19 protein-coding genes are annotated in these 21,237 nt (G+C 50.8%); all 19 read left to right on the plus strand.

The window, feature by feature from the left end; genetic code table 11:
* Positions 1 to 29: 29 nt before the first annotated feature.
* The 19 genes from tilS to lysS all read left to right on the plus strand — a co-directional run bounded on the left by tilS (position 30) and on the right by lysS (position 20,752).
* Entirely contained in the window at positions 30 to 1,460 is a 1,431-nt protein-coding gene (gene tilS, locus AC0YOB_RS36670; protein ID WP_475796991.1) for a tRNA lysidine(34) synthetase TilS, read from the plus strand.
* Between the two features lie 63 nt (positions 1,461 to 1,523).
* A complete protein-coding gene (gene hpt, locus AC0YOB_RS36675) occupies positions 1,524 to 2,063 on the plus strand; it encodes a hypoxanthine phosphoribosyltransferase (protein ID WP_210046383.1) in 540 nt (179 codons plus the stop codon).
* A gap of 145 nt (positions 2,064 to 2,208) precedes the next feature.
* Positions 2,209 to 4,212, plus strand: coding sequence for an ATP-dependent zinc metalloprotease FtsH (ftsH, locus tag AC0YOB_RS36680; protein ID WP_475796992.1), 2,004 nt, complete (start codon positions 2,209 to 2,211; stop codon positions 4,210 to 4,212).
* A 340-nt stretch (positions 4,213 to 4,552) separates the two neighbouring features.
* On the plus strand, positions 4,553 to 5,554 hold the full coding sequence (nadA, locus tag AC0YOB_RS36685; protein WP_475797007.1) for a quinolinate synthase NadA: 1,002 nt from the start codon (positions 4,553 to 4,555) through the stop codon (positions 5,552 to 5,554).
* A 32-nt stretch (positions 5,555 to 5,586) separates the two neighbouring features.
* A complete protein-coding gene (gene nadB, locus AC0YOB_RS36690) occupies positions 5,587 to 7,203 on the plus strand; it encodes an L-aspartate oxidase (RefSeq protein WP_475796993.1) in 1,617 nt (538 codons plus the stop codon).
* Complete coding sequence (gene nadC, locus AC0YOB_RS36695; protein ID WP_475796994.1) at positions 7,196 to 8,095, plus strand: carboxylating nicotinate-nucleotide diphosphorylase; 900 nt, start codon at positions 7,196 to 7,198, stop codon at positions 8,093 to 8,095. The genes nadB and nadC overlap by 8 nt, the downstream gene beginning before the upstream one ends.
* On the plus strand, positions 8,092 to 8,862 hold the full coding sequence (locus tag AC0YOB_RS36700; RefSeq protein ID WP_475796995.1) for a type III pantothenate kinase: 771 nt from the start codon (positions 8,092 to 8,094) through the stop codon (positions 8,860 to 8,862). The genes nadC and AC0YOB_RS36700 overlap by 4 nt, the downstream gene beginning before the upstream one ends.
* Positions 8,863 to 8,938: 76 nt before the next feature.
* Complete coding sequence (gene hslO / locus AC0YOB_RS36705; RefSeq protein ID WP_475797008.1) at positions 8,939 to 9,829, plus strand: Hsp33 family molecular chaperone HslO; 891 nt, start codon at positions 8,939 to 8,941, stop codon at positions 9,827 to 9,829.
* A 19-nt stretch (positions 9,830 to 9,848) separates the two neighbouring features.
* Positions 9,849 to 10,802, plus strand: a complete 954-nt coding sequence (locus AC0YOB_RS36710) for a peptidylprolyl isomerase (RefSeq protein WP_475796996.1) — start codon at positions 9,849 to 9,851, stop codon at positions 10,800 to 10,802.
* 140 nt (positions 10,803 to 10,942) lie between these two features.
* Positions 10,943 to 11,881, plus strand: a complete 939-nt coding sequence (gene cysK, locus AC0YOB_RS36715) for a cysteine synthase A (RefSeq protein WP_210046390.1) — start codon at positions 10,943 to 10,945, stop codon at positions 11,879 to 11,881.
* Between the two features lie 159 nt (positions 11,882 to 12,040).
* Positions 12,041 to 13,690 carry an anthranilate synthase component I family protein gene (locus AC0YOB_RS36720; protein WP_475796997.1) on the plus strand — a complete coding sequence of 550 codons (1,650 nt, stop codon included), beginning with the start codon at positions 12,041 to 12,043 and terminating at the stop codon, positions 13,688 to 13,690.
* A gap of 5 nt (positions 13,691 to 13,695) precedes the next feature.
* Positions 13,696 to 14,277 carry an aminodeoxychorismate/anthranilate synthase component II gene (pabA, locus tag AC0YOB_RS36725; protein WP_475796998.1) on the plus strand — a complete coding sequence of 194 codons (582 nt, stop codon included), beginning with the start codon at positions 13,696 to 13,698 and terminating at the stop codon, positions 14,275 to 14,277.
* Positions 14,274 to 15,155: an aminodeoxychorismate lyase gene (gene pabC / locus AC0YOB_RS36730; protein WP_475796999.1), complete on the plus strand. Its 882-nt coding sequence runs from the start codon at positions 14,274 to 14,276 to the stop codon at positions 15,153 to 15,155. The genes pabA and pabC overlap by 4 nt, the downstream gene beginning before the upstream one ends.
* A gap of 22 nt (positions 15,156 to 15,177) precedes the next feature.
* A complete protein-coding gene (folP, locus tag AC0YOB_RS36735; RefSeq protein ID WP_475797000.1) occupies positions 15,178 to 16,452 on the plus strand; it encodes a dihydropteroate synthase in 1,275 nt (424 codons plus the stop codon).
* Positions 16,427 to 17,005 carry a 2-amino-4-hydroxy-6-hydroxymethyldihydropteridine diphosphokinase gene (gene folK / locus AC0YOB_RS36740; protein ID WP_475797001.1) on the plus strand — a complete coding sequence of 193 codons (579 nt, stop codon included), beginning with the start codon at positions 16,427 to 16,429 and terminating at the stop codon, positions 17,003 to 17,005. The genes folP and folK overlap by 26 nt, the downstream gene beginning before the upstream one ends.
* The gene (locus AC0YOB_RS36745) at positions 16,957 to 17,169 is read left to right on the plus strand and encodes a helix-turn-helix domain-containing protein (protein ID WP_210046397.1); all 213 of its coding nucleotides are present in this window, start codon (positions 16,957 to 16,959) and stop codon (positions 17,167 to 17,169) included. The genes folK and AC0YOB_RS36745 overlap by 49 nt, the downstream gene beginning before the upstream one ends.
* 72 nt (positions 17,170 to 17,241) lie before the next feature.
* Positions 17,242 to 18,270, plus strand: coding sequence for a tRNA dihydrouridine synthase DusB (gene dusB, locus AC0YOB_RS36750; RefSeq protein ID WP_210046398.1), 1,029 nt, complete (start codon positions 17,242 to 17,244; stop codon positions 18,268 to 18,270).
* 332 nt (positions 18,271 to 18,602) lie between these two features.
* Entirely contained in the window at positions 18,603 to 19,079 is a 477-nt protein-coding gene (greA, locus tag AC0YOB_RS36755; protein ID WP_189000131.1) for a transcription elongation factor GreA, read from the plus strand.
* 176 nt (positions 19,080 to 19,255) lie between these two features.
* Positions 19,256 to 20,752, plus strand: a complete 1,497-nt coding sequence (gene lysS / locus AC0YOB_RS36760) for a lysine--tRNA ligase (protein WP_475797002.1) — start codon at positions 19,256 to 19,258, stop codon at positions 20,750 to 20,752.
* Positions 20,753 to 21,237 lie beyond the last annotated feature (485 nt).

The raw sequence follows: 21,237 nt of genomic DNA on the forward strand, positions 1-21,237 counted from the left end.
CGGCTGCAAACGCTATGGAGGTGGTAGGTATGAACGAGTTGCTCGCCGAGATGTCAGAGTTTGCTTCAAGCGAGCAGCTGTGGCTCCCTGGAGAGACCATCATCGTGGCTGTGTCCGGCGGACCTGACTCGACAGCTCTGCTGCACATGCTCCACCGGCTCGCCCCCTCGGAAGGCTTGACCTTGATTGCCGCGCATGTGAATCATGGGTTCCGCGGCGGGGAATCCGACCAGGAGGAGCAATCGGTGAAAAAATTTGCCGCCGAGCTTGGTCTGCAGTGTGAATCCGTCTATATCGATATGCCCGCTTATATAGAAGAAACAAAGATGAATTCACAGGCGGCTTCACGCAAGCGGCGGTATGCCTTTCTCCATGAGGTCGCGCGCAAGCATGGCGCATCCCGTATCGCGCTGGCTCATCATGCCGATGATCAGGCGGAGACCGTGCTTATGCGTATTCTCCGGGGGACGAGCCCCGGCGGCCTTGCGGGCATCCCGATCAAGCGTTCCGAAAAAAACGTGGAACTTATTCGGCCTCTTTTGCGTACATACAAGGCAGACATCCTCCACTATTGCAATCAATGGGGACTCGCGTACAGCCAAGACAGCAGCAACGGGAAAAGGACCTACGTCCGCAACGCCATCCGCCTCGATGCGCTGCCTTATTTGGCACAATTTAATCCACAGTTATCGGATGCGCTCGTTCGGCTTTCCGAGCTTGCGGCAAGTGAAGACGACTGGATGGAACGGGAGACACAAGCGGCTTTTAAACGCTGCATCATGATAGGCCGTGAAGGATGCCAAATGACCCGCAAAGCGCTGCTAGAGTTGCATGTCGCTTTACAAAGGAGATTGATTAAACTAATATTAAACCATGTTGGAATGGAAACTGCGACCATCTCATTCGACAGCGTTGAGACTATTCGACAAGCGGTCTCGGACCGTGCATCGACGACCTGGAGCTATGATGCGGGAAGTGGCGTGAAGTTCGTACGCGAATACGAGAGCTTGCATTTTATCCGGGCAGATTGGACGTCGGGCGGCAAACAAGCAGAGGCCGAATACTCTTATATGGTCACGGAAAGCATGGAGCTAATGGAACTGCCTCTTGCGCATGCTCAGCTCAGGCTGGATATGACGCTTCCTCCAGGCGGAGATAAGCCCGTTGACCGGCGGGAATCATGGTTCGATGCCGACCTGATTCATTGGCCGTTGACAGTCCGCAACCGGCGCCCGGGAGACCGAATGCAGGTGCTTGGTTTAAACGGCACCAAAAAAGTACAAGATATGTTCGTTGACGACCGAATCGCACCTTCGCAGCGCAATAAGCTGCCGCTGCTTGTCGATGCCGAAGATTGCATCCTCTGGATTCCGGGCGTAAGACGTTCGCGGTTTGCGCAGGTTACAGGGCAAACCAAGCGAATCCTGCGCATCAGGGTGAATTTTAGAGACGAATGGTAGGGTCTTGAATAAGTTGCACTGATCCATTCATAAGTATAGGTGAAAAAGTAGGAGGTCCCGGCATTGCTGAATGACATTCAAGAAGTATTGTATGACGCCGACCAGATTCAGCAGAAAGTAAGTGAGCTCGGAGCTATCATCAGCCGGGAGTTCGAAGGACGCAATCCACTTGTCATTTGCGTTTTGAAAGGTGCATTTATCTTTATGTCTGATTTGGTCAAAACGATTGATATTCCGCTCGAAATCGACTTTATGGCGGTTTCCAGCTATGGACAGTCCACCAAAACCTCCGGCGTTGTCAAAATCATCAAGGATCTCGATTCACCCGTTCAGGGACGCGACATTGTGATCGTTGAAGATATCATTGACAGCGGATTGACACTCAGCTATTTAATCGATGTACTGGAAAGGCGCAATGCCAAATCAGTCACACTCGTTGCGCTTTTTGACAAGCCGACCGGCCGCAAGGTGGAACTGGAGGCTGATTATAAAGGCTTTGTCCTGCCGGATGCATTCGTGGTCGGCTATGGGCTTGATTATGCGGAGAAATACCGTAATCTGCCGCTTATCGGCATTCTCAAGCCGGAAATATATGAGAAGTAAAGCTTGTGGATTGACCCTGTTGTCAGGAAGCGGCTCGAAGTGGTACGATTCACCAGCAATCATGTCCCTCCCACGACCTACTCTGGTTTGTGACGGAAATCATGCTGTGGTAAAATATTTGGAACGTCTTGAGAGGAGGTAGGGGATGAATCGGATCATCCGGAACACTGGATTTTATTTGATTATTTTTTTGGTGACTGTCGGGATATTCCAATTTATCAGCAGCCAGAACGATACCACCGTCGAAATTCGATACGACCAATTGAGACAAGCGTTGAACGATAACAATGTCGCCAGCGTCGATCTTCAATTTGACGGCTATTCCTATTTGGTTACAGGTAAATATAAGACAAAACCAGCTGGCGCGGAGTCGGACCAATTTTATGCCCACTCCAATGTAGAGGAATTTGCAGTCAAGGAAATTTATGACGCACAGGCCAAGAATGGATTCGAAATCGATGTCAAACCAACCGAAGGCCCTAGCATCTGGCTGACGTTCTTAACATCGATCATCCCATTCGTGATTATTTTCATCTTGTTCTTCTTCCTTATCAATCAAGCGCAGGGCGGCGGCGGCAAAGTGATGAACTTTGGCAAAAGCAAAGCGCGCTTATATAACGAAGAGAAGAAGCGCGTCACGTTCGAGGACGTGGCCGGCGCGGACGAAGAGAAGCAAGAGCTTGTGGAGGTTGTGGAATTCCTGAAGGATCCCCGTAAATTCGCGGCGGTCGGAGCGCGTATTCCTAAAGGGGTTCTCCTTGTAGGACCTCCAGGTACAGGTAAAACGTTGCTGGCCCGTGCCGTTGCAGGGGAAGCCGGCGTACCGTTCTTCAGTATATCGGGTTCCGATTTCGTCGAAATGTTCGTCGGTGTCGGTGCATCCCGTGTACGTGACCTGTTTGAAAATGCGAAGAAAAACGCGCCTTGTATTATCTTCATCGATGAAATTGACGCCGTAGGGCGTCAGCGTGGTGCGGGGCTTGGCGGCGGGCATGACGAGCGTGAGCAAACGCTCAATCAATTGCTCGTTGAGATGGATGGATTCGGCGCCAATGAAGGCATCATCATCGTGGCGGCAACCAACCGTCCGGATATTCTTGACCCGGCGCTTCTTCGTCCAGGCCGGTTTGACCGTCAAATTACCGTTGACCGTCCGGATGTTAAGGGACGTGAAGCGGTCCTCAAAGTACATTCACGCAATAAACCGCTGACCAAGGATGTGAAGCTTGACATCATCGCGAAGCGGACAACAGGCTTTACAGGCGCGGATTTGGAGAACCTGCTCAATGAAGCGGCGCTTCTTGCGGCCAGACGCAACAAGAAGGATATTGCGATGGTTGAGGTGGATGAAGCGATTGACCGCGTGCTGGTCGGAACTGAGAAACGCAGCCGCGTCATCAGTGACCGCGAGAAGCGGATAGTCGCTTATCACGAAGCTGGTCATACCATTGCCGGATACTTCCTGGAGCATGCGGATGTGGTCCATAAAGTTACCATTATCCCGCGCGGTAAAGCAGGCGGTTATGTGATCATGCTTCCTAAGGAAGGCGACCGCATGCTGTCAACCAAGAAGGAGCTGCTTGATAAAGTGACGGGACTCCTTGGAGGACGTGTTGCCGAAGAGCTGTTCATTGGCGAAATCGGCACAGGCGCTTACAGCGACTTCAAACAAGCGACCAGCATAGTTCGTGCCATGATTATGGAATACGGGATGAGTGACAAGCTCGGACCGATGCAGTTCGGCAGCTCGCAGGGTCAGGTATTTCTGGGCCGTGATATCGGACATGAACAGAATTACTCCGATGCCATCGCCTATGAAATTGACCAAGAAATGCAGAGCTTTATTCAATCCTGTTACGATCGTGCCAAAGCGCTGCTCACGGAGAAAAGCAAAGAGATGCATCTCATTGCATCAACCCTGCTGGAAGTGGAAACGCTGGAGCTTGATCAAATCAAGCGTCTGATCGAGACGGGCTCGATTGATGGAACAGGTACAGGAACTCCATCCGAAGGCACCTCTGAGGAACCTCACGGGGAGCCAATCATTGATAATATCGGTGGTGTGAAGGTTCGCATCCAATCCAAGGAAACAGAAGATCTGTCTCCTCCGGACGATCCGGATAGCGGCAACGACAACGGACCCAAATAAAGACGAGATCAAAGCCATCGAAGGCTGTTCGCAAGCAGACAAACTGCGCGGGCAGCCTTTTTTGACCCGGTAAGGATGACAAATGATTTTTTTCCAAAATATTGTGTAAAAAATTTACTTTGCCCTGCCAAAGTTGATACAGCCGTTTCTTCTTGAAAACAAGCCTCTGTAGAAGGGTGGATAAGATTTGCAGCCCCTATGAGTTCAATGAAGCGCATTGTCTTCTCAGATGGCTTAAAACGGTCTCTTTTGTTGGTTGACAGCAGGAAGCACACTGTGTAAATTAAATGTTAAACAATCGAAAACGCTTTGTCATGATTGTGCGGCGGATTGAACATCTATATGTCATGTAGGGGTTTGTGCATCTGTTCACAAAGTCAGTGAAAAGAGGAGACGTAAGACTATGGAAGCATTGGCTCTCGAGCGCAAAGCGGAACAAAACCGTGAGCTGCGGGAACGTTTAATGCAGCTTAAGAAAGAACGCAACGCTATTATATTGGCGCATTATTATCAGCGTGACGAAATACAGGAGGTGGCTGACTTCCGCGGGGACTCGTTCCTGCTCGCGCAGAAGGCCGCTCAGACCGATGCAGATGTTATCGTTTTCTGCGGTGTCCATTTTATGGGGGAAAGCGCCAAGATTTTGGCTCCGAACAAGACGGTTATTATTCCTGATGAACGTGCCGGTTGCCCCATGGCCGATATGGTCAATGTGGATGGTTTGCGCAAGCTGAAGGCGCAGCATCCCAACGCGAAAGTCGTGACTTATATTAATTCCTCTGCTGAGATCAAAGCGGAAACGGATATCTGCTGTACCTCGGCCAACGCTGTGCGTGTGGTGAACTCGGTGGATTCCGATGAGGTCATCTGGGTCCCGGACAAGAACCTCGGTCATTATGTTCAGCAGCACACGGACAAAAAAATGATCATTTGGGAAGGCTACTGCAACACCCACGATATGCTGACCGTCAAAGATGTTGAAGAGATGAAAGCCAAGTATCCGAATGCACAATTTGTCGTTCATCCGGAATGCCGCCCGGAAGTCGTTCAACTTGGCGATTTTGTAGGAAGCACGACGGCGATCCTGAAATACTGCAAAGAGTCGGACAATAAAGAATTTATTGTAGGCACGGAGGATGGTACCGGTTACCAATTGCGTTTGGACAGCCCGGACAAAACCTTCCATTTTGCTTCCAAGTATCTGGTTTGCCCGAATATGAAAGTGAACAACCTCAAGAAGCTTGTAAAAAGCCTTGAAACTATGCAGCCGGAAATATATGTTCCCGACCATATTGCTGATCAGGCACGACTATCACTGGAGCGCATGCTGCTGGTGAAATAAGGAATGAACTTTAGAGAGGAAAATCTATTACGATGATCCCACGATATTTAGTAGATGTATCGCTCGCAGCTCTTCCTGTTATCGACAAGGATGTTATCGTCATTGGGGCCGGCATTGCCGGCCTTTTTACCGCTATTAAGTCCAGCAGTGATAATGATGTGCTGATGATAACGAAGAAGTCTCTTCTGGACAGCAACACACGATATGCCCAAGGCGGCATTGCTGCCGTCATATCGGAGGATGATTCTCCGGAATATCACAGGCAGGATACGCTCATTGCAGGTGCGGGACTTTGTTCCAATGCGGCAGTTGATGTACTGGTTCATGAAGGAACGAAGGGCGTTCAGGATCTGGTGCGGATGGGCACGAAGTTCGATCAGGAGAATGGCGAATTTGCGCTTACGAAAGAAGGCGCTCACAGCCAGCGGCGTATTCTGCATGCCAATGGGGATGCGACCGGCTTTGAAATTGTTCGCGCTCTCTCGCTGAAAGCGATTGAGAACCCGCGTATCGAGGTTTGGGACGATCATTTTGTCATTGATCTGATTATTGATGACGGTCAATGCATTGGAGCGGTTGTTCAGAAACCGGAGGGCGGAAGGGTATTTGTGCGCGGTAAAGCAACTATTCTCTGCTCAGGCGGGACGGGTCAGCTGTACCGGTACACAACAAATCCGGATGTAGCGACCGGCGACGGGATTGCGATGGCTTACCGGGCGGGAGCCAACATTCAAGATATGGAATTCGTTCAATTCCATCCCACATCACTTTGCTACCCGGGAGCACCGCGATTCCTCATTTCTGAAGCAGTACGCGGAGAAGGCGGTATCCTTCGCAATATTAGAGGCGAGCGGTTTATGGAGAAATATCATGAGCAGCTTGAGCTTGCTCCCCGGGACGTTGTTGCCCGTGCGATCGTCACCGAGATGGAGGAAACCAAATCTACGTTCGTTTATATTGATGTCACCCATGAGTCGCCGGATATGGTGAAACATCGTTTTCCTAATATTTATGAGTTTTGTTTGAGTTTTGGACTGGATTTGACAACCGACTGGATTCCAGTCGCTCCTGCGGCGCATTATATGATGGGGGGCGTCAAGACGGATCTGAACGGGGAGACCAATATCGGCCGTTTGTTCGCCTGCGGCGAATGCTCGTCAACCGGTGTACATGGAGCAAATCGTTTAGCCAGCAACTCCTTGTCGGAAGCCATCGTATTCGGCCGGCGTATTGTGGAGCGGATTAACAGTCTGGAGCCGTTGAAACCGGGACTGACCATAGAAACCCCTGCCATTCCTCGAAGCGGAACATCGATGCAGGCCGTAGTGGAAAAACGGCTGAAGCTGCAGAAAATTATGGTCCGGTATGCGGGATTGCGGCGCGACGGCAAAGGCCTCGACAGAGGGCTGGAGGAGCTGCGCAGGCAGCTGCCGATTTTTCAGGCTGTATTGACCAAACGTGAAGAATTTGAATTTGCCAATTTGCTCACCTGTGCCATGCTGACCGCTGAGGCTGCTCTGGCACGGGAAGAAAGCCGCGGCGCACACTCACGCGAGGATTTTCCGGAACGTGACGATCTGTTTTGGCGCAAACATATGGTGCTGCATCGCGAGCATGGCTTGACCGAGGAGCGGATCGAAGATGTATGATGCGAAGGCGGGACTTTTTGCCGTTGGTGGGACAGAACACGCCCTGCGGGAGCAGATTCGCGCATGGCTTGATGAGGACGTTGGTGCGGGAGATGTGTCCAGTTGGTCAACGATTCCCGCAGGCAGCCAGTCCAGAGCTGTTATTCATGTGAAGGAAAACGGTATATTGGCCGGTATGCCAATAGCCCAGCTTGTATTTCATGTTGTGGACCCTTCGCTGACCTTTCATGCGCTTGCCGTGGATGGGGACAAGGTGCAGAAGGGGACTGTGATTGCCGAGGTGGAAGGCAATACGCACAGTCTGCTGACCGGAGAGCGTCTGGCGCTCAACCTGCTGCAGCGGCTGTCGGGCATTGCAACAAAGACAAGCTCCTTTATTGAAGCGCTGGACGGGCTCCCGGTTCGTCTTACGGATACCCGCAAGACAACGCCGGGTCATCGTTTGCTGGAGAAATACGCGGTTCGGATCGGTGGCGGCTCCAATCACCGCTTTGGCCTCTATGATGCAGTCATGATTAAGGATAATCATATTAAAGGCTCCGGCGGTATTACCGCTGCCGTAAGTGCAGCCCGTCGACAGATCCCGCACACGATGAAAATCGAAGTGGAAACCGAGTCGCTTGCGCAGGTGGAAGAAGCGCTCGCCTGCGGAGCCGATATCATTATGCTCGACAATATGTCCTATGACCTGATGAAGGAAGCGCGGCTGCGGATCAAAACGCACTCACCCCATGTTATAATAGAAGCCTCAGGAGGCGTCAATCTTAGCACTGTGAGAGCCATCGCTGAATGCGGCGTCGATGTGATTTCCGTCGGCGGTCTGACTTACTCGTTTCAATCGCTTGATATCAGTCTTGATCTAAACGGGAAAAAAGGAGGACCGCAGGCGTGATTCTAGTCATTGATGTAGGGAATACCAATATTGTACTTGGTGTCTTTAACGAAAAGAAGCTGGTGCAGCATTGGCGCCTGAGCACCAACCGTTCGGCAACCGTGGATGAGTACGGTATAATGATTCATAATCTTTTCCAATTCGCCGGATTCAAGCTGGAGCAAATGGAAGGCGTCATTATTTCCTCGGTTGTCCCTCCGCTTATGCGAACGCTTGAGCAGCTTTGCGCCAAATACTTGCGCAAGGTGCCGCATATTGTAGGACCGGGTGTGAAGACGGGACTGAATATCCGGTATGAGAACCCACGCGAGGTTGGCGCCGACCGTATTGTCAATGCGGTAGGCGGTATTGAGAAATATGGCTCTCCCCTGATCATCGTTGATTTTGGAACGGCAACGACTTTCGATTATATCGATGCCGCGGGCGATTATCTGGGCGGGGCCATTGTGCCGGGCATCGGCATTTCAACGGAGGCTTTATACCAGCGGGCGGCGAAGCTGCCGCGCATTGAACTGGTCAAGCCGAAGAGCGTTATTGGCCGCAATCCGATTACATCGATGCAGGCAGGGATTATTTTCGGCTATGCCGGTCAGGTGGACGGCATTGTCCGGCGTATTCGAACGGAATTTAATGTGCATCCGCGCGTCATTGCTACAGGAGGATTGGCGGAGCTGATCTCATCCGAATCGGAAACAATTGAGGAAGTCGATCCGCTGCTGACGCTGGAGGGACTGCGTATCATTTATGAACGAAATCAGGAGCACTAACTGCGTAAGGAATAGCCGTTAAAGCTCGCCGCATATGCGGATATAAGGAGGGGGAGAAATAGTGGAAGCAGAACAAATGAAGGATTTCTTGGTACGGGGTACGGCATGGGGCGGGAAGCTGCGCGTATTTGCCGCAAGCACCACGGATTTGGTCAATGAGCTGCGCAGGCGGCACGGAACGCTTCCCACGGCAACAGCGGCCCTTGGGCGAACCGCAACGGCTGGCGCTATCATGGGAGCTATGCTCAAGGGAGAGGAAAAACTGACCATCCAGGTGAAGGGTGACGGTCCAATCGGGCAAATTGTCATTGATGCGAATGCCCTTGGAGAGGTCCGCGGTTATGTGGATAATCCCGAGACGCAGCTGCCGAGCAACGCTCTTGGCAAGCTGGATGTTGCGGGTGCTGTAGGGCGCGAAGGCCATATCCATATCATCAAGGATTTGGGGCTCAAAGAGCCATACCGCGGCAGTACTCCGATTGTATCGGGCGAGCTTGCAGAGGATTTCACTTATTATTTCGCCACATCGGAGCAAACGCCTTCGGTTGTTGGTTTGAGTGTTCTGGTGGATGAGTACGGTCAGGTGATGAACGCAGGCGGGTTCATTGTGCAATTGATGCCTGGTGTTACTGAGGAAGAAATCGCCAAGCTGGAGCAGGCTGTTACTGCACTGCCGCCGATTTCGGCTCTGCTGGATCAAGGTGAGACTCCTGAAGGGCTGCTGCGCTGGGTGGTGGGTGACGATATTCAGATTTTGGACACGCTTGACCTTGTATTTGCTTGCAAGTGCTCCCACGAAAGAGTGGAACGTACCCTTATCAGCATGGGCGAGCACGAGCTGCAACAGCTGATTGAAGAAGATGGAAGAGCGGAAATCATCTGTCACTTCTGCAATGAGACCTACGTGTTTGAGAGGCCGCAGCTGGAAACGCTGCTTGACCTGGCGAAGCCGAAACCGATTCAATAATCGAAAGGCCGAGGCGATAATGAAGAAAGATCAGGTTTTGAAGAGCGTGGTGCTGCTTCAAGCCGTATGTATGATCATTTTGGCCGCAGTGGTCATCACTCGGGTGCTCTCACCAGGAGACCATGCCCCTTTGCCCAGTGATGAATCAGATGACGTCAATCAGGATCCGCCTTCTGTTATGGATCATGTTGCAGCAACTGTGGGGGAGGAACAGATCGCTTCTTCTGAGCTTGCCGATCAACTGCAGAGCCAATATGGCGACACGGTACTGCACACCTTGATGGTCAGAGCTGCAATCCGTCAGGAAGCAAAAACGTATGATTTGAAAGTTTCAAACTCGGAGCTTGAGAATGAAATACAGAGCATGATGGCAGGTTATGAGAGTGAAGAACAGTATTACGAGTCAATGAAGGAGCAGCTTGGCTTGACTCCTGAGGCCATTAAGACCGACACAGAATACCGGCTGCTGCTTGAGAAAATCGCCACACGAACCATTGCGGTGAGTGATAAAGAAATTGACGCTTTTTTGGAAGAGAACAAGGATCAGTTTGCCCCGCACACGCAATACCGGCTTTCCTGGATTGTGACGGAGAACAAGAAGGATGCGCAGGACCTGTTGGACCGGTTGTCAAACGGGGAGGATTTTGCGCTGATGGCGAAGACCTATTCCATTGATACGGACACTTCGGATAACGGTGGAGATCTGGGTCTGATTGATGAGGACGATCCGTTTATGGACAGCGGGGTTCTGGATGAAGCCGCCAAGCTTGAGGTTGGGGAGATCACCGGGCCGATTGCGGTTGAAAAAGGGCAGGCGGTCATTCAACTGACTGAAAAGCATACGACAGAGCAGCTGGATGAGCAGACGCAGCGGGATAACGCGCGAAGACAGCTTGAGCTTTCCAAGGCAGATCCCCTGGATCAGGTTGAGGACGAGCTTCTGGTCAAATACAACGCCAAAATCATGCCATAAGTGCATGTTCATGAATAGCAGGCAGAGAATGTCTGATTTCCCAAATTGGACAAAAAGCAACGCTTGACAATGGGTAGTTTTGACTGATAAGATGTAGGTAAAACCAACTGAATTAGTCGGAATAAGGAGGAGCACTTATCATGGCTAGAATTGTACAAAATATAACCGATCTTATTGGTGACACGCCCTTGGTGCGTTTGAACCGCCTGGTGCCTGAAGGCAGTGCAGAAATCTACGTGAAGCTTGAGTATCAAAATCCGGGAGCGAGCGTTAAGGACCGTATTGCCATCAGCATGATAGAAGTAGCGGAGCAGCAGGGCTTAATTAAGCCGGGCGATACCATTATTGAGCCGACAAGCGGCAATACCGGTATTGGTCTTGCGCTTGTAGCAGCTGCCAAAGGCTATAAAGCGATTCTTGTTATGCCTGAAACGATGAGCCTTGAGCGCCGTAACCTGCTTCGCGCTTACGGTGCAGAGATTATTCTGACGCCAGGATCTGAGGGCATGAACGGTTCGGTACGCAAAGCCGAAGAGCTTCAGAAGGAGAATCCTTCCTACTTCCTGCCTCAGCAGTTCAAGAACCAGGCGAACGTGAAGATTCACCGCGAAACTACGGGTCCTGAGATCGTTGAGGCGATTAACTCGTTTGACGGTAAGCTGGATGCTTTCGTTGCGGGTATCGGTACAGGTGGCACGATTACAGGTGCTGGCGAAGTATTGAAGCAAAATTTCCCTAATATTAAAATTTATGCCGTTGAGCCTGAGGCGTCACCGCTGCTTTCCGGCGGTAATCCCGGCCCACACAAAATTCAAGGTATCGGCGCCAATTTCATTCCTGAAATCTTGAACCGCGATATCTATGATGAAGTCATCACCGTTGGCAATGAAGAGTCCTTCGAAACGGCGCGCCGCGCAGCCAAAGAAGAAGGAATTCTCTGCGGAATTTCTTCCGGTGCAGCGATTTTCGCCGCATTGAAAGTGGCCAAAGAACTGGGCGAAGGCAAACGTGTTATCGCTGTTGTACCGTCCAACGGCGAACGCTACCTGTCCACACCGCTGTTCAATTTCGAAAACTAATACGGCTTAACGTGCACTGGCCCGCTATAGTGCCGGTATCGATTGGATCTCCATCACAAATGGGGGTCCAATTTTTCTTTTCTTTTGGCCGCTGATTAGGTATACTAGCTTCCAAATGAAAGACCGGATTGATGCAAAATGATGAGCGGAGGACAGCCTATGATGCTGACAACCTTTTCCCAGTGGCAGGATTGGAAGGAACAACAATATACAACGCTCCCGCTGCTGGTCCAGCGGGCGCTGCCTCAAGACATAGACAAACCCCTTTCATGGGAGAGGGCCTGGGAAGCGGCGTCTCCGTATTCCTTTGTACTGGAGAGCGGCAAGGATGGAAGGTTCACCTATCTGGGACTTCAGCCCACATCTATTATCCGCGGCAAAGACAACAGGGCAGAGGCAACTGACTTCAGGAACGGACAACAGACCACCTATAACGGGCGGCCGCTGGAAACGGTCCGCAACTGGATGAGCGGCTTCAAGGCGCCTCGTATGAAGGATGCACCGAAATGGACAGGCGGGTGTGTCGGTTACTGGAGCTACGATGTTATCCGTTCCATCGAGAAGCTTCCCATATTGGCGTCGGATGACCTGGGTCTGCCTGATTATTTGTTTCTTCGGATCGATGAGCTTTGGATTGTGGATCATGTGGAGAAGAAACTTTACTGCGCCATTCATACGCCGATTACAGGGGAGGAATCCTCTGAACAGCTTGGAGAGCTGTATGAGGGCGCCTCTGCCCGGGCGGAAGCAATGACGGTGACGTGGAACGGGATGATGACTGAAGCGTCAACTGGCCTGAATCATGGGGAGAATATACAGGACGGCCAGGAAACATCCGGCAAGCCCGGATCAGGAAATTCAGCAGCGGCGGGTTCCGGGTCCGAGGCTGCCAGATTGCGCCAAAGCCGCCTGGAGCTGATGGATAAGGAGTCCCTTCATATTGATGTTGAGGCCATTGGAGGGAGAACGTCGCCTTTTTCCAAGGCTGCCTATATGGAAGCGGTAGAGCGCATTCGTTCATATATTTCTCAAGGGGATGTTTTTCAGGTGAACCTCTCGCTGCGGCAGAGCCGAGAAACAACGGCATCGCCTGAGGAATTATATGAATGGCTCCGTTTGTTCAATCCCTCTCCTTATATGGGCATGCTGCGCTGTCCGGATTTTCAACTGGTTTCGGCATCACCCGAGCTGCTGGTGGAGCTGAGCAGCGGAAAGCTGGTTACGCGGCCGATTGCCGGAACGCGCAGGCGCGGCCATACCGAAGACGACGATCAGGCTATGGCTGAAGAATTGATGATCAGCGAGAAGGAACGGGCGGAGCATATTATGCTCGTCGATCTGGAGCGCAATGATTTAGGGCGGATTTCCGCCTATGGTTCTGTTCAAGTGAAAGAACTCATGGGTATTGAGCGGTACAGCCATGTGATGCATCTGGTTTCGCAGGTTGAGGGAACGCTCGCTGCAGGGAAAGATGCTTACGATGTCATTGCTGCGACTTTTCCGGGTGGGACGATCACCGGCGCCCCCAAGATCCGCACAATGGAAATCATTGAAGAGCTTGAGCCCGTAAGAAGAGGCCCCTATACGGGATCGCTTGGTTGGATTGACTATAATGGAGATATGGAATTTAATATAATAATAAGAACGATGACGATGAAGGACCGGATGGTCCATATTCAAGCCGGAGCGGGAATTGTTATTGATTCCGACCCGGAGCGGGAATACTACGAGTCATTGAACAAAGCCAAAGCGCTCTGGAAGGCCATTCAATACAGTGAGCTTTGGGCGGCGCAACTTATAAGGGGGTAATGCAAATGATTTTGGTTATCGATAATTACGATTCGTTCACGTATAATTTGGTTCAATATTTGGGAGAATTGGGCGAGAATATCGTCGTGAAGAGGAATGATGAAATCGATCTGGACGGTATCGCGGCGCTTGCCCCGGATCACATCCTGATTTCACCAGGTCCCTGCAGCCCCAATGAAGCCGGGATCTCACTGGCGCTGATCGACCGGTTCAAGGGCGAAATTCCCATATTCGGCGTCTGCTTGGGTCATCAGGCTATTGGACAAGCCTTTGGCGGCGATGTGGTGCGTGCCGAGAAATTGATGCATGGCAAAACATCTCCGATCCTGCATGACGGCAAGTCGATTTTTACAGGTGTACCATCCCCTTTCACAGCTACTCGTTACCATTCCCTTATTGTAAAGCGGGAGACGCTGCCGGATTGTCTGGAGATTAGCGCCCAAACAGCGGAAGGCGAAATCATGGGTTTGCGCCATAAGGAGTACCCGATTGAAGGTGTCCAGTTCCATCCGGAATCCATTATTACCGAGAACGGTCTTGCTTTGCTTCGCAATTTCTTAAGCATGCGTACAGGGGCAGCGAGATGAATATAGGCTGGAACGGAGCGGTTAAGCCAGCGGAGGAAGCCGTGATCTCGGTCTATGATCACGGTTTTTTGTATGGGATGGGCCTGTTCGAGACATTCCGCACCTACAAGGGTAGTCCTTTTTTACTGGAGCGTCATCTGGACAGGCTGACCGATGGCTGCCGTTCGCTGGGCATCCGGTACCAGGCAGACGCGGATGCTGTACGGTCCTGGCTCCGTGAACTGATGCGCGCTAACGGGCTGGAAGAAGCATATGTGCGGCTGACCGTAACGGCAGGCGCGGGCGAGCTGGGTCTTCCTCTGGAGGATTATACAAAGCCTGACGCATTACTGCTTGTGAAGGCATTGCCAGCGGTGGATGAACGGTTATATGAACAGGGCCGGGAGCTTGCGCTGCTGCAGACCAGGCGCAATACGCCGGAGGGCGATGTCCGTTTGAAGTCGCTGCATTATATGAATAACATCATCGCCAAGCGCGAATTGCTGTCTCTGGGAGCGTCACCAGGAACGGAAGGGCTGATGCTGACAAGCGAAGGCTGGATGGCAGAGGGAATTGTCAGCAATCTGTTTTTTGCCAAGCGGCAGGTGATCTATACTCCGTCCGTTGCGACAGGCATATTGCCCGGCATTACGAGGCAGCGGGTAATGGAGCTGGCTAGGGCAGCGGGATACGAAGTGGTAGAGGGCCTATTTGGCTGGGAACGGCTTATTGAAGCGGATGAAGTGTGGGTGACCAATTCCATACAAGAGCTGGTACCGGTGACAAGACTGCGCGATCAGCAGGGTCTTGTTCATACCGTTAACCATGCCGGTGCGGGACCGCTCTATAAGCTGCTGCTTGCAGCATACCGCCAGGAAACCGCAAACTCACAGATATGACGGAATTGAAAGGGAGGTTACGATGCAGCAGAAGGAATTCAATGCGGATATCAGCTGGCCATATTTTCGTACTTATGATTTGAATGACGGTAACAAGCTGCAGCTGGGCTCACGAACGCTGATTATGGGAATTCTGAATACAACGCCGGATTCCTTCTCGGATGGCGGCAACTTCCATACCGTAGAGGCTGCGGTCAAGCATGCGGCGGCGATGGCGGCGGAGGGAGCGGATATTATTGATATCGGCGGCGAGTCAACGCGCCCGGGAAATACGCCGGTACCCCTTGCTGAGGAGCTGGGGCGGGTAATTCCGATTATTCGTGCTGTGCGTGAAGCACTGCCGCAGATCCCCATTTCGATAGACACCTATAAAGCAGAAACTGCGCGCCAGGCCCTGATGGCAGGCGCAGCTATCATTAACGATATATGGGGACTAAAAGGCGATCCGCGTATGGCTGAAGTAGCAGCCGAGTTTGGTTGTCCTGTTATACTGAGTCATAACCGCCATCAAATGGATTATACCGATTTTGTGCAGGATGTTATCGCCGATCTTCAGGAAAGTATTGCAATTGGGACCGCAGCGGGTATACGGCAGAGTAATATTTGGCTGGACCCGGGAATTGGTTTTGCCAAAGGCTATGAGGAGAATTTGTTATTGATGGGCAATCTGGAAAAGCTGGCCGCTTTGGGCTATCCTGTCCTTTTGGGCACATCGCGCAAACGTTTTATCTCGCATACACTGAAGCTGCCAACCGATCAGCTCGTGATGGGAACTGCGGCTACAATCACAATCGGTATTGCGAAGGGCTGCCAGATTGTGCGTGTTCATGATGTGCAGGATATGAAGCGCAATGCTTTGATGGCTGACGCAATTATATATAAGACTCAACTACAGGAGGAGAAACGGATGGACCGAATGATATTGAATGGAATGCGCTTCTTTGGTTATCATGGCGTAATTCCTGAAGAGAACAAGCTGGGACAGCAGTATATCATCGACGTGGAGCTGAAACTCGACCTCACGCAAGCGGAAAAAACCGATGATCTGGCCCATACGGTGAATTATGCAGAGACCCATGCGCTGGTGAAATTTATTGTAGAAGGACCGCCTTTCAAATTAATTGAAGCTTTAGCCGGTCACATTGCATCGAGGCTTCTCGACGCTTATACTAGTGTAAATGAAGTGACGGTCCGCGTGATCAAGCCTCATCCGCCGTTTGATATTCATTTTGATGGCGTCACTGTCGAACTCTGTAGAAAGCGGGATGACTATGAACAACAAGCACCCGCTGAATAATAATGCAGCAAGCGCTGATCTGAACAAGACTTCTCAAGCTTATCTGGCGCTGGGCTCCAACATTGGAGATCGCGAGCAGCTGCTCCGCCAGGCGCTTCACCTGCTTGATAGTCATCCTGGCATTCAGGTCAAGCGTATATCCGGTATATATGAGACGGCACCGGTAGGCTATACCGACCAACCGGCTTTTCTGAACATGGCGGCATCTGTTTGTACGACGCTGGAGCCGCTGGAACTATTACGCACGATGCTGGATATTGAGAACCGGTTGGGCAGAACGCGCGATATCCGTTTTGGTCCGCGCACGATCGATCTTGATTTATTGCTGATGGACGATGTTCAAATGTCGGAGGATGAACTGACCCTGCCCCATCCAAGAATGATGGAACGCGCTTTTGTGTTGGTTCCGCTGAGCGATGTGCTGAGCAGCCATCATCCGCTGAAGGAGCAGGCAGATCAAACGGCATCACGGGCGTTAGAGGATGGAGGGGAAGGCATCACGTTATGGAATACGATCAATTGGCACAGCGCGTCCGCGCTTTCCGAAAGCTGAAGGGATTTACACAACAGGAGCTTGCGGAGCGGCTCGAAGTATCGGTTGCTGTCCTGGGTTCACTGGAGAGGGGTACACGCAAGCCCGATCCGAAGCTGCTGGAGCGTATTTCCGAGACCCTGGGAATCTCTTACAATGAATTGACGGCTGACAACAGCCGGTAGTGGAGCAGTACATTTGAAGTGCGGCACTAAGCCGATCTTCTAAATATAAATCAGAAGGGAGTGAGCAGCATCATGCTCAAAATCGGTCATATTGAAATGAAGAACAAGGTTGTACTGGCGCCGATGGCCGGCGTGTGCAATCCGGCTTTCCGACTGATTGCCAAAGAGTTCGGCTGCGGCCTGGTGTGTGCCGAAATGGTCAGTGACAAAGCGATTGTTCACGGCAACAAGCGTACGCTGGATATGTTGTTTGTCGACGAGCGGGAGAAGCCTCTTAGCTTGCAAATCTTTGGAGGAGACCGGGAATCGCTTGTGGAAGCAGCGAAAATTGTCGACAAACAGACCAATGCCGATATTATCGACATTAACATGGGCTGTCCGGTTCCCAAAGTTACAAAATGCGACGCAGGAGCACGCTGGCTGCTTGATCCGAACAAAATCTATGAAATGGTTTCGTCTGTAGTGGATGCTGTAGACAAGCCGGTTACCGTGAAAATGCGGATCGGCTGGGACAGCGAGCATATTTATGCCGTGCAGAATGCCCAGGCTGTTGAGCGGGCTGGCGGCAAGGCGGTAAGCGTTCATGGACGAACAAGGGAGCAATTGTATACCGGCAAAGCGGATTGGGATATTATAAGGGATGTTAAAGAGGCGGTAAGCATTCCCGTTATTGGAAACGGAGACGTATTTTCACCGGAAGATGCGAAGCGTATGCTGGACCATACGGGATGTGACGGCGTGATGATCGGCCGCGGCGCACTCGGCAACCCATGGATGCTCTACCGGACCATTCATTATTTGACGGAGGGAGAACTGCTCCCGGATCCAAGTCCGCGTGAGAAAATGGAGATAGCCATCGTTCATATGGACCGTTTGGTGAATCTCAAAGGTGAGTCGGTTGCCGTGCGCGAGATGCGCAAGCATTTGGCTTGGTACCTGAAGGGACTTCCCGGCGCCGCACGAGTCAAGGATGTCATTATGGAAGAGACGAGCAGAGACGTAATGGCTCAGATTTTGGGGAACTACATTGAATCGCTGGGTGCGGAGGGTGAGCTGCCAAGTCTTTCCCAGCATGCTTCAGGTGAAGTTGTCTACCAATAGCAGATTTAAGGCCAGACCTTCTACGCTTGTTACGCTGGCCTTCGGCTATAAAATATAAGCAGCGGCTGTATTTTTCCTCATGTTGGAAGCTTTGTTGATGGGTGGGACTTTAAATGTTCATATCCGGTAACTGGCTTTCGTTGACATTCGGGGCAAATTTGAAATATAATTTCTCAATAATCAGTTTCGCGCGATGAAAATCAACCAGATTAAGTAAGTAGGGCAACATGCTTCCATACGCTGTCATCAAGGGGATGATGCGTAATATATTAAGTAAACGGTGAATTCATACAGGGTATGAAAAAAAGTCACTCGACAGGAGAATCAGTAGCATGAGCGATAAAGAGATCATTTTGACTCAGGACGGACTGAAGAAGCTCGAGGAAGAACTGGAGACGTTAAAATCTGTCAAGCGCCGTGAGGTAGCCGAGCGGATTAAAGTGGCTATCGGTTATGGCGATATCAGCGAGAACTCCGAGTATGAAGACGCGAAGAACGAGCAGGCTTTTATTGAAGGCCGCGTCATCACGCTGGAGAAGATGCTGCGCAATGCGCGCATTATCAATAATGACGACATTAACATTGATTCGGTAAGCATCGGTTCAATTGTAACGGTTGAGGATATGGAGTTCGGCGATACGATGGAGTATACGATCGTGGGTACAGCTGAAGCGGATCCGCTGCAAAACAAAATATCCAATGAAAGTCCGGTCGGGAAGGCCATTCTCGGCAAAAATAAAGGGACTGTTGTTGAAGTGAACGTGCCAGCCGGCGTTATTCAATATAAAATCGTTGATATCAAAAAGTAACCGGGCACCTTTTGGAAAAGCTTCCGACTGGAAGCTTTTTTCACAAGTTTAGTGAGTTTGGTGTTTTTCCAATAAGAGAAATAGCATGCCCAGCCCCGTTTGGGGCTTAGCTTGTTTGTTCTTGATGTTTGGGGCAAACGCCAAGATGAGCTGCTTGGAAATGAACAAGGAGATGAATGGTAGTGGAGCATCAAACGCAAGAGCAGGAATTAAGCGAGCTCCTGCAGATTCGCAGAGACAAGCTGGATGAATTACGGGGACTTGGCATTGATCCGTTCGGCGGTAAATTCGAGAGAACTCACCGTGCCATGGGAATTGTTGAGACTTACAACGAAGTGAGCAAAGAGGATCTGGAAGGACAAGCTGTTGAAGTCAGTGTGGCGGGACGAATCATGCAAAAGCGCGGCATGGGTAAAGCCGCATTTGCGCATATTCAGGATTTAAGCGGAAAAATTCAAATTTATGCCCGCAAGGATACAGTTAATGAAGCGGAATACGAAGCATTCAATTTGCTGGATATCGGAGATATTATCGGAGTTCGCGGCGTTGTGTTCAAGACCAACACAGGAGAGGTATCGGTCAAAGCAAAAGAGATCACCGTATTATCCAAATCTCTGCTGCCCCTTCCCGAGAAATTTCATGGTCTGAAAGATGTCGAACTGCGTTACCGTCAGCGGTATGTCGATCTGATCGTCAATCCTGAGGTGCAGCAGACATTTATTGCCCGCTCGCGTATTATTCAATCGATGCGCCGTTACCTGGATTCCCGTGATTATTTGGAAGTAGAAACGCCAACCCTTCATTCCATAGCAGGAGGAGCCTCCGCGCGTCCCTTCATTACCCATCACAATACACTCGATATGCAGTTATACATGCGAATTGCCATTGAACTTCATCTGAAGCGTCTTATTGTCGGCGGTATGGAGAAGGTTTATGAAATTGGCCGTGTTTACCGCAACGAGGGGATGTCAACACGCCATAATCCGGAATTTACAATGATTGAGCTGTACGAGGCGTATGCCGACTACAAAGACATCATGGCTTTAACGGAATCCCTTATTGCCCATATCGCACAAGAAGTTCTGGGTACAACCAAGATTACCTACCAGGGGCAGGAAGTGGATTTGACGCCATCATGGCGGCGTGTGTCCATGGTTGAACTGGTCAAAGAAGCGACAGGCGTCGATTTCGCCGTTGAAATGACAGACGAAGAGGCACATGACCACGCAAGGAACCATAAAGTAAAAGTGGAGCCGCATATGACATTCGGTCATATCCTCAATGCATTCTTTGAAGAATTTGTGGAGCATACGCTCATTCAGCCGACCTTCGTTACCGGACATCCGGTGGCGATTTCTCCGTTGGCTAAGAAAAGCAGCAGCGATCCGCGGTTCACGGACCGTTTTGAGCTGTTTATCGTTGCACGCGAGCACGCAAATGCCTTTACAGAGCTGAACGACCCTATCGATCAACGTCAACGTTTTGAATCTCAACTGGTTGAGCGTGAGCAGGGCAACGATGAGGCGCATGAAATGGACGAGGATTTCATACGTGCGTTGGAGTACGGCATGCCGCCGACTGGCGGGCTGGGGATCGGGATTGACCGGTTAGTGATGCTGTTGACGGATGCTCCGTCCATCCGCGATGTCCTGTTGTTCCCTCAGATGCGCTAATGCATCTGCCGCATTGCTTCCATATTGATATGAACCGCTGTGGGCCTTCATAGTCCACAGCGGTTTTCCGTTTTTGGAGAAGTATGAGTCTTCACAATTGTTTCTTTAGCTGGAGGACCCGTTCTATCTTCTAATGATGTAGTTAGGCGTCACTTCATATGAGTATAAGCGGCACTAAACGGCGCAAATTGATTGTTATTCAAGCAGACATAATCGGAGCCATTAGGTATAGATATTTGGTAATGATTAACGGGAATAAAAAAATGAAAATAAGTGTTGCATTTAGATATAGGCCTATGATATATTAATCAAGTCGCCGCTGAGGCAGCCGACATAAGCTTACTAAAGAGGGCCAAGTTACATAGTGCCTAACTGAAGAAGCATTTGTTCTTTGAAAACTGAACAATGAGCGACCTGTCAAACAGGTTTTAAAGAATGAGCTGTTTTTAGCTTATCTGTAAGTCACGAGATCTTCGGATCTCTTT

It is taken from the genome of Paenibacillus sp. JT31N17 (assembly GCF_056269255.1).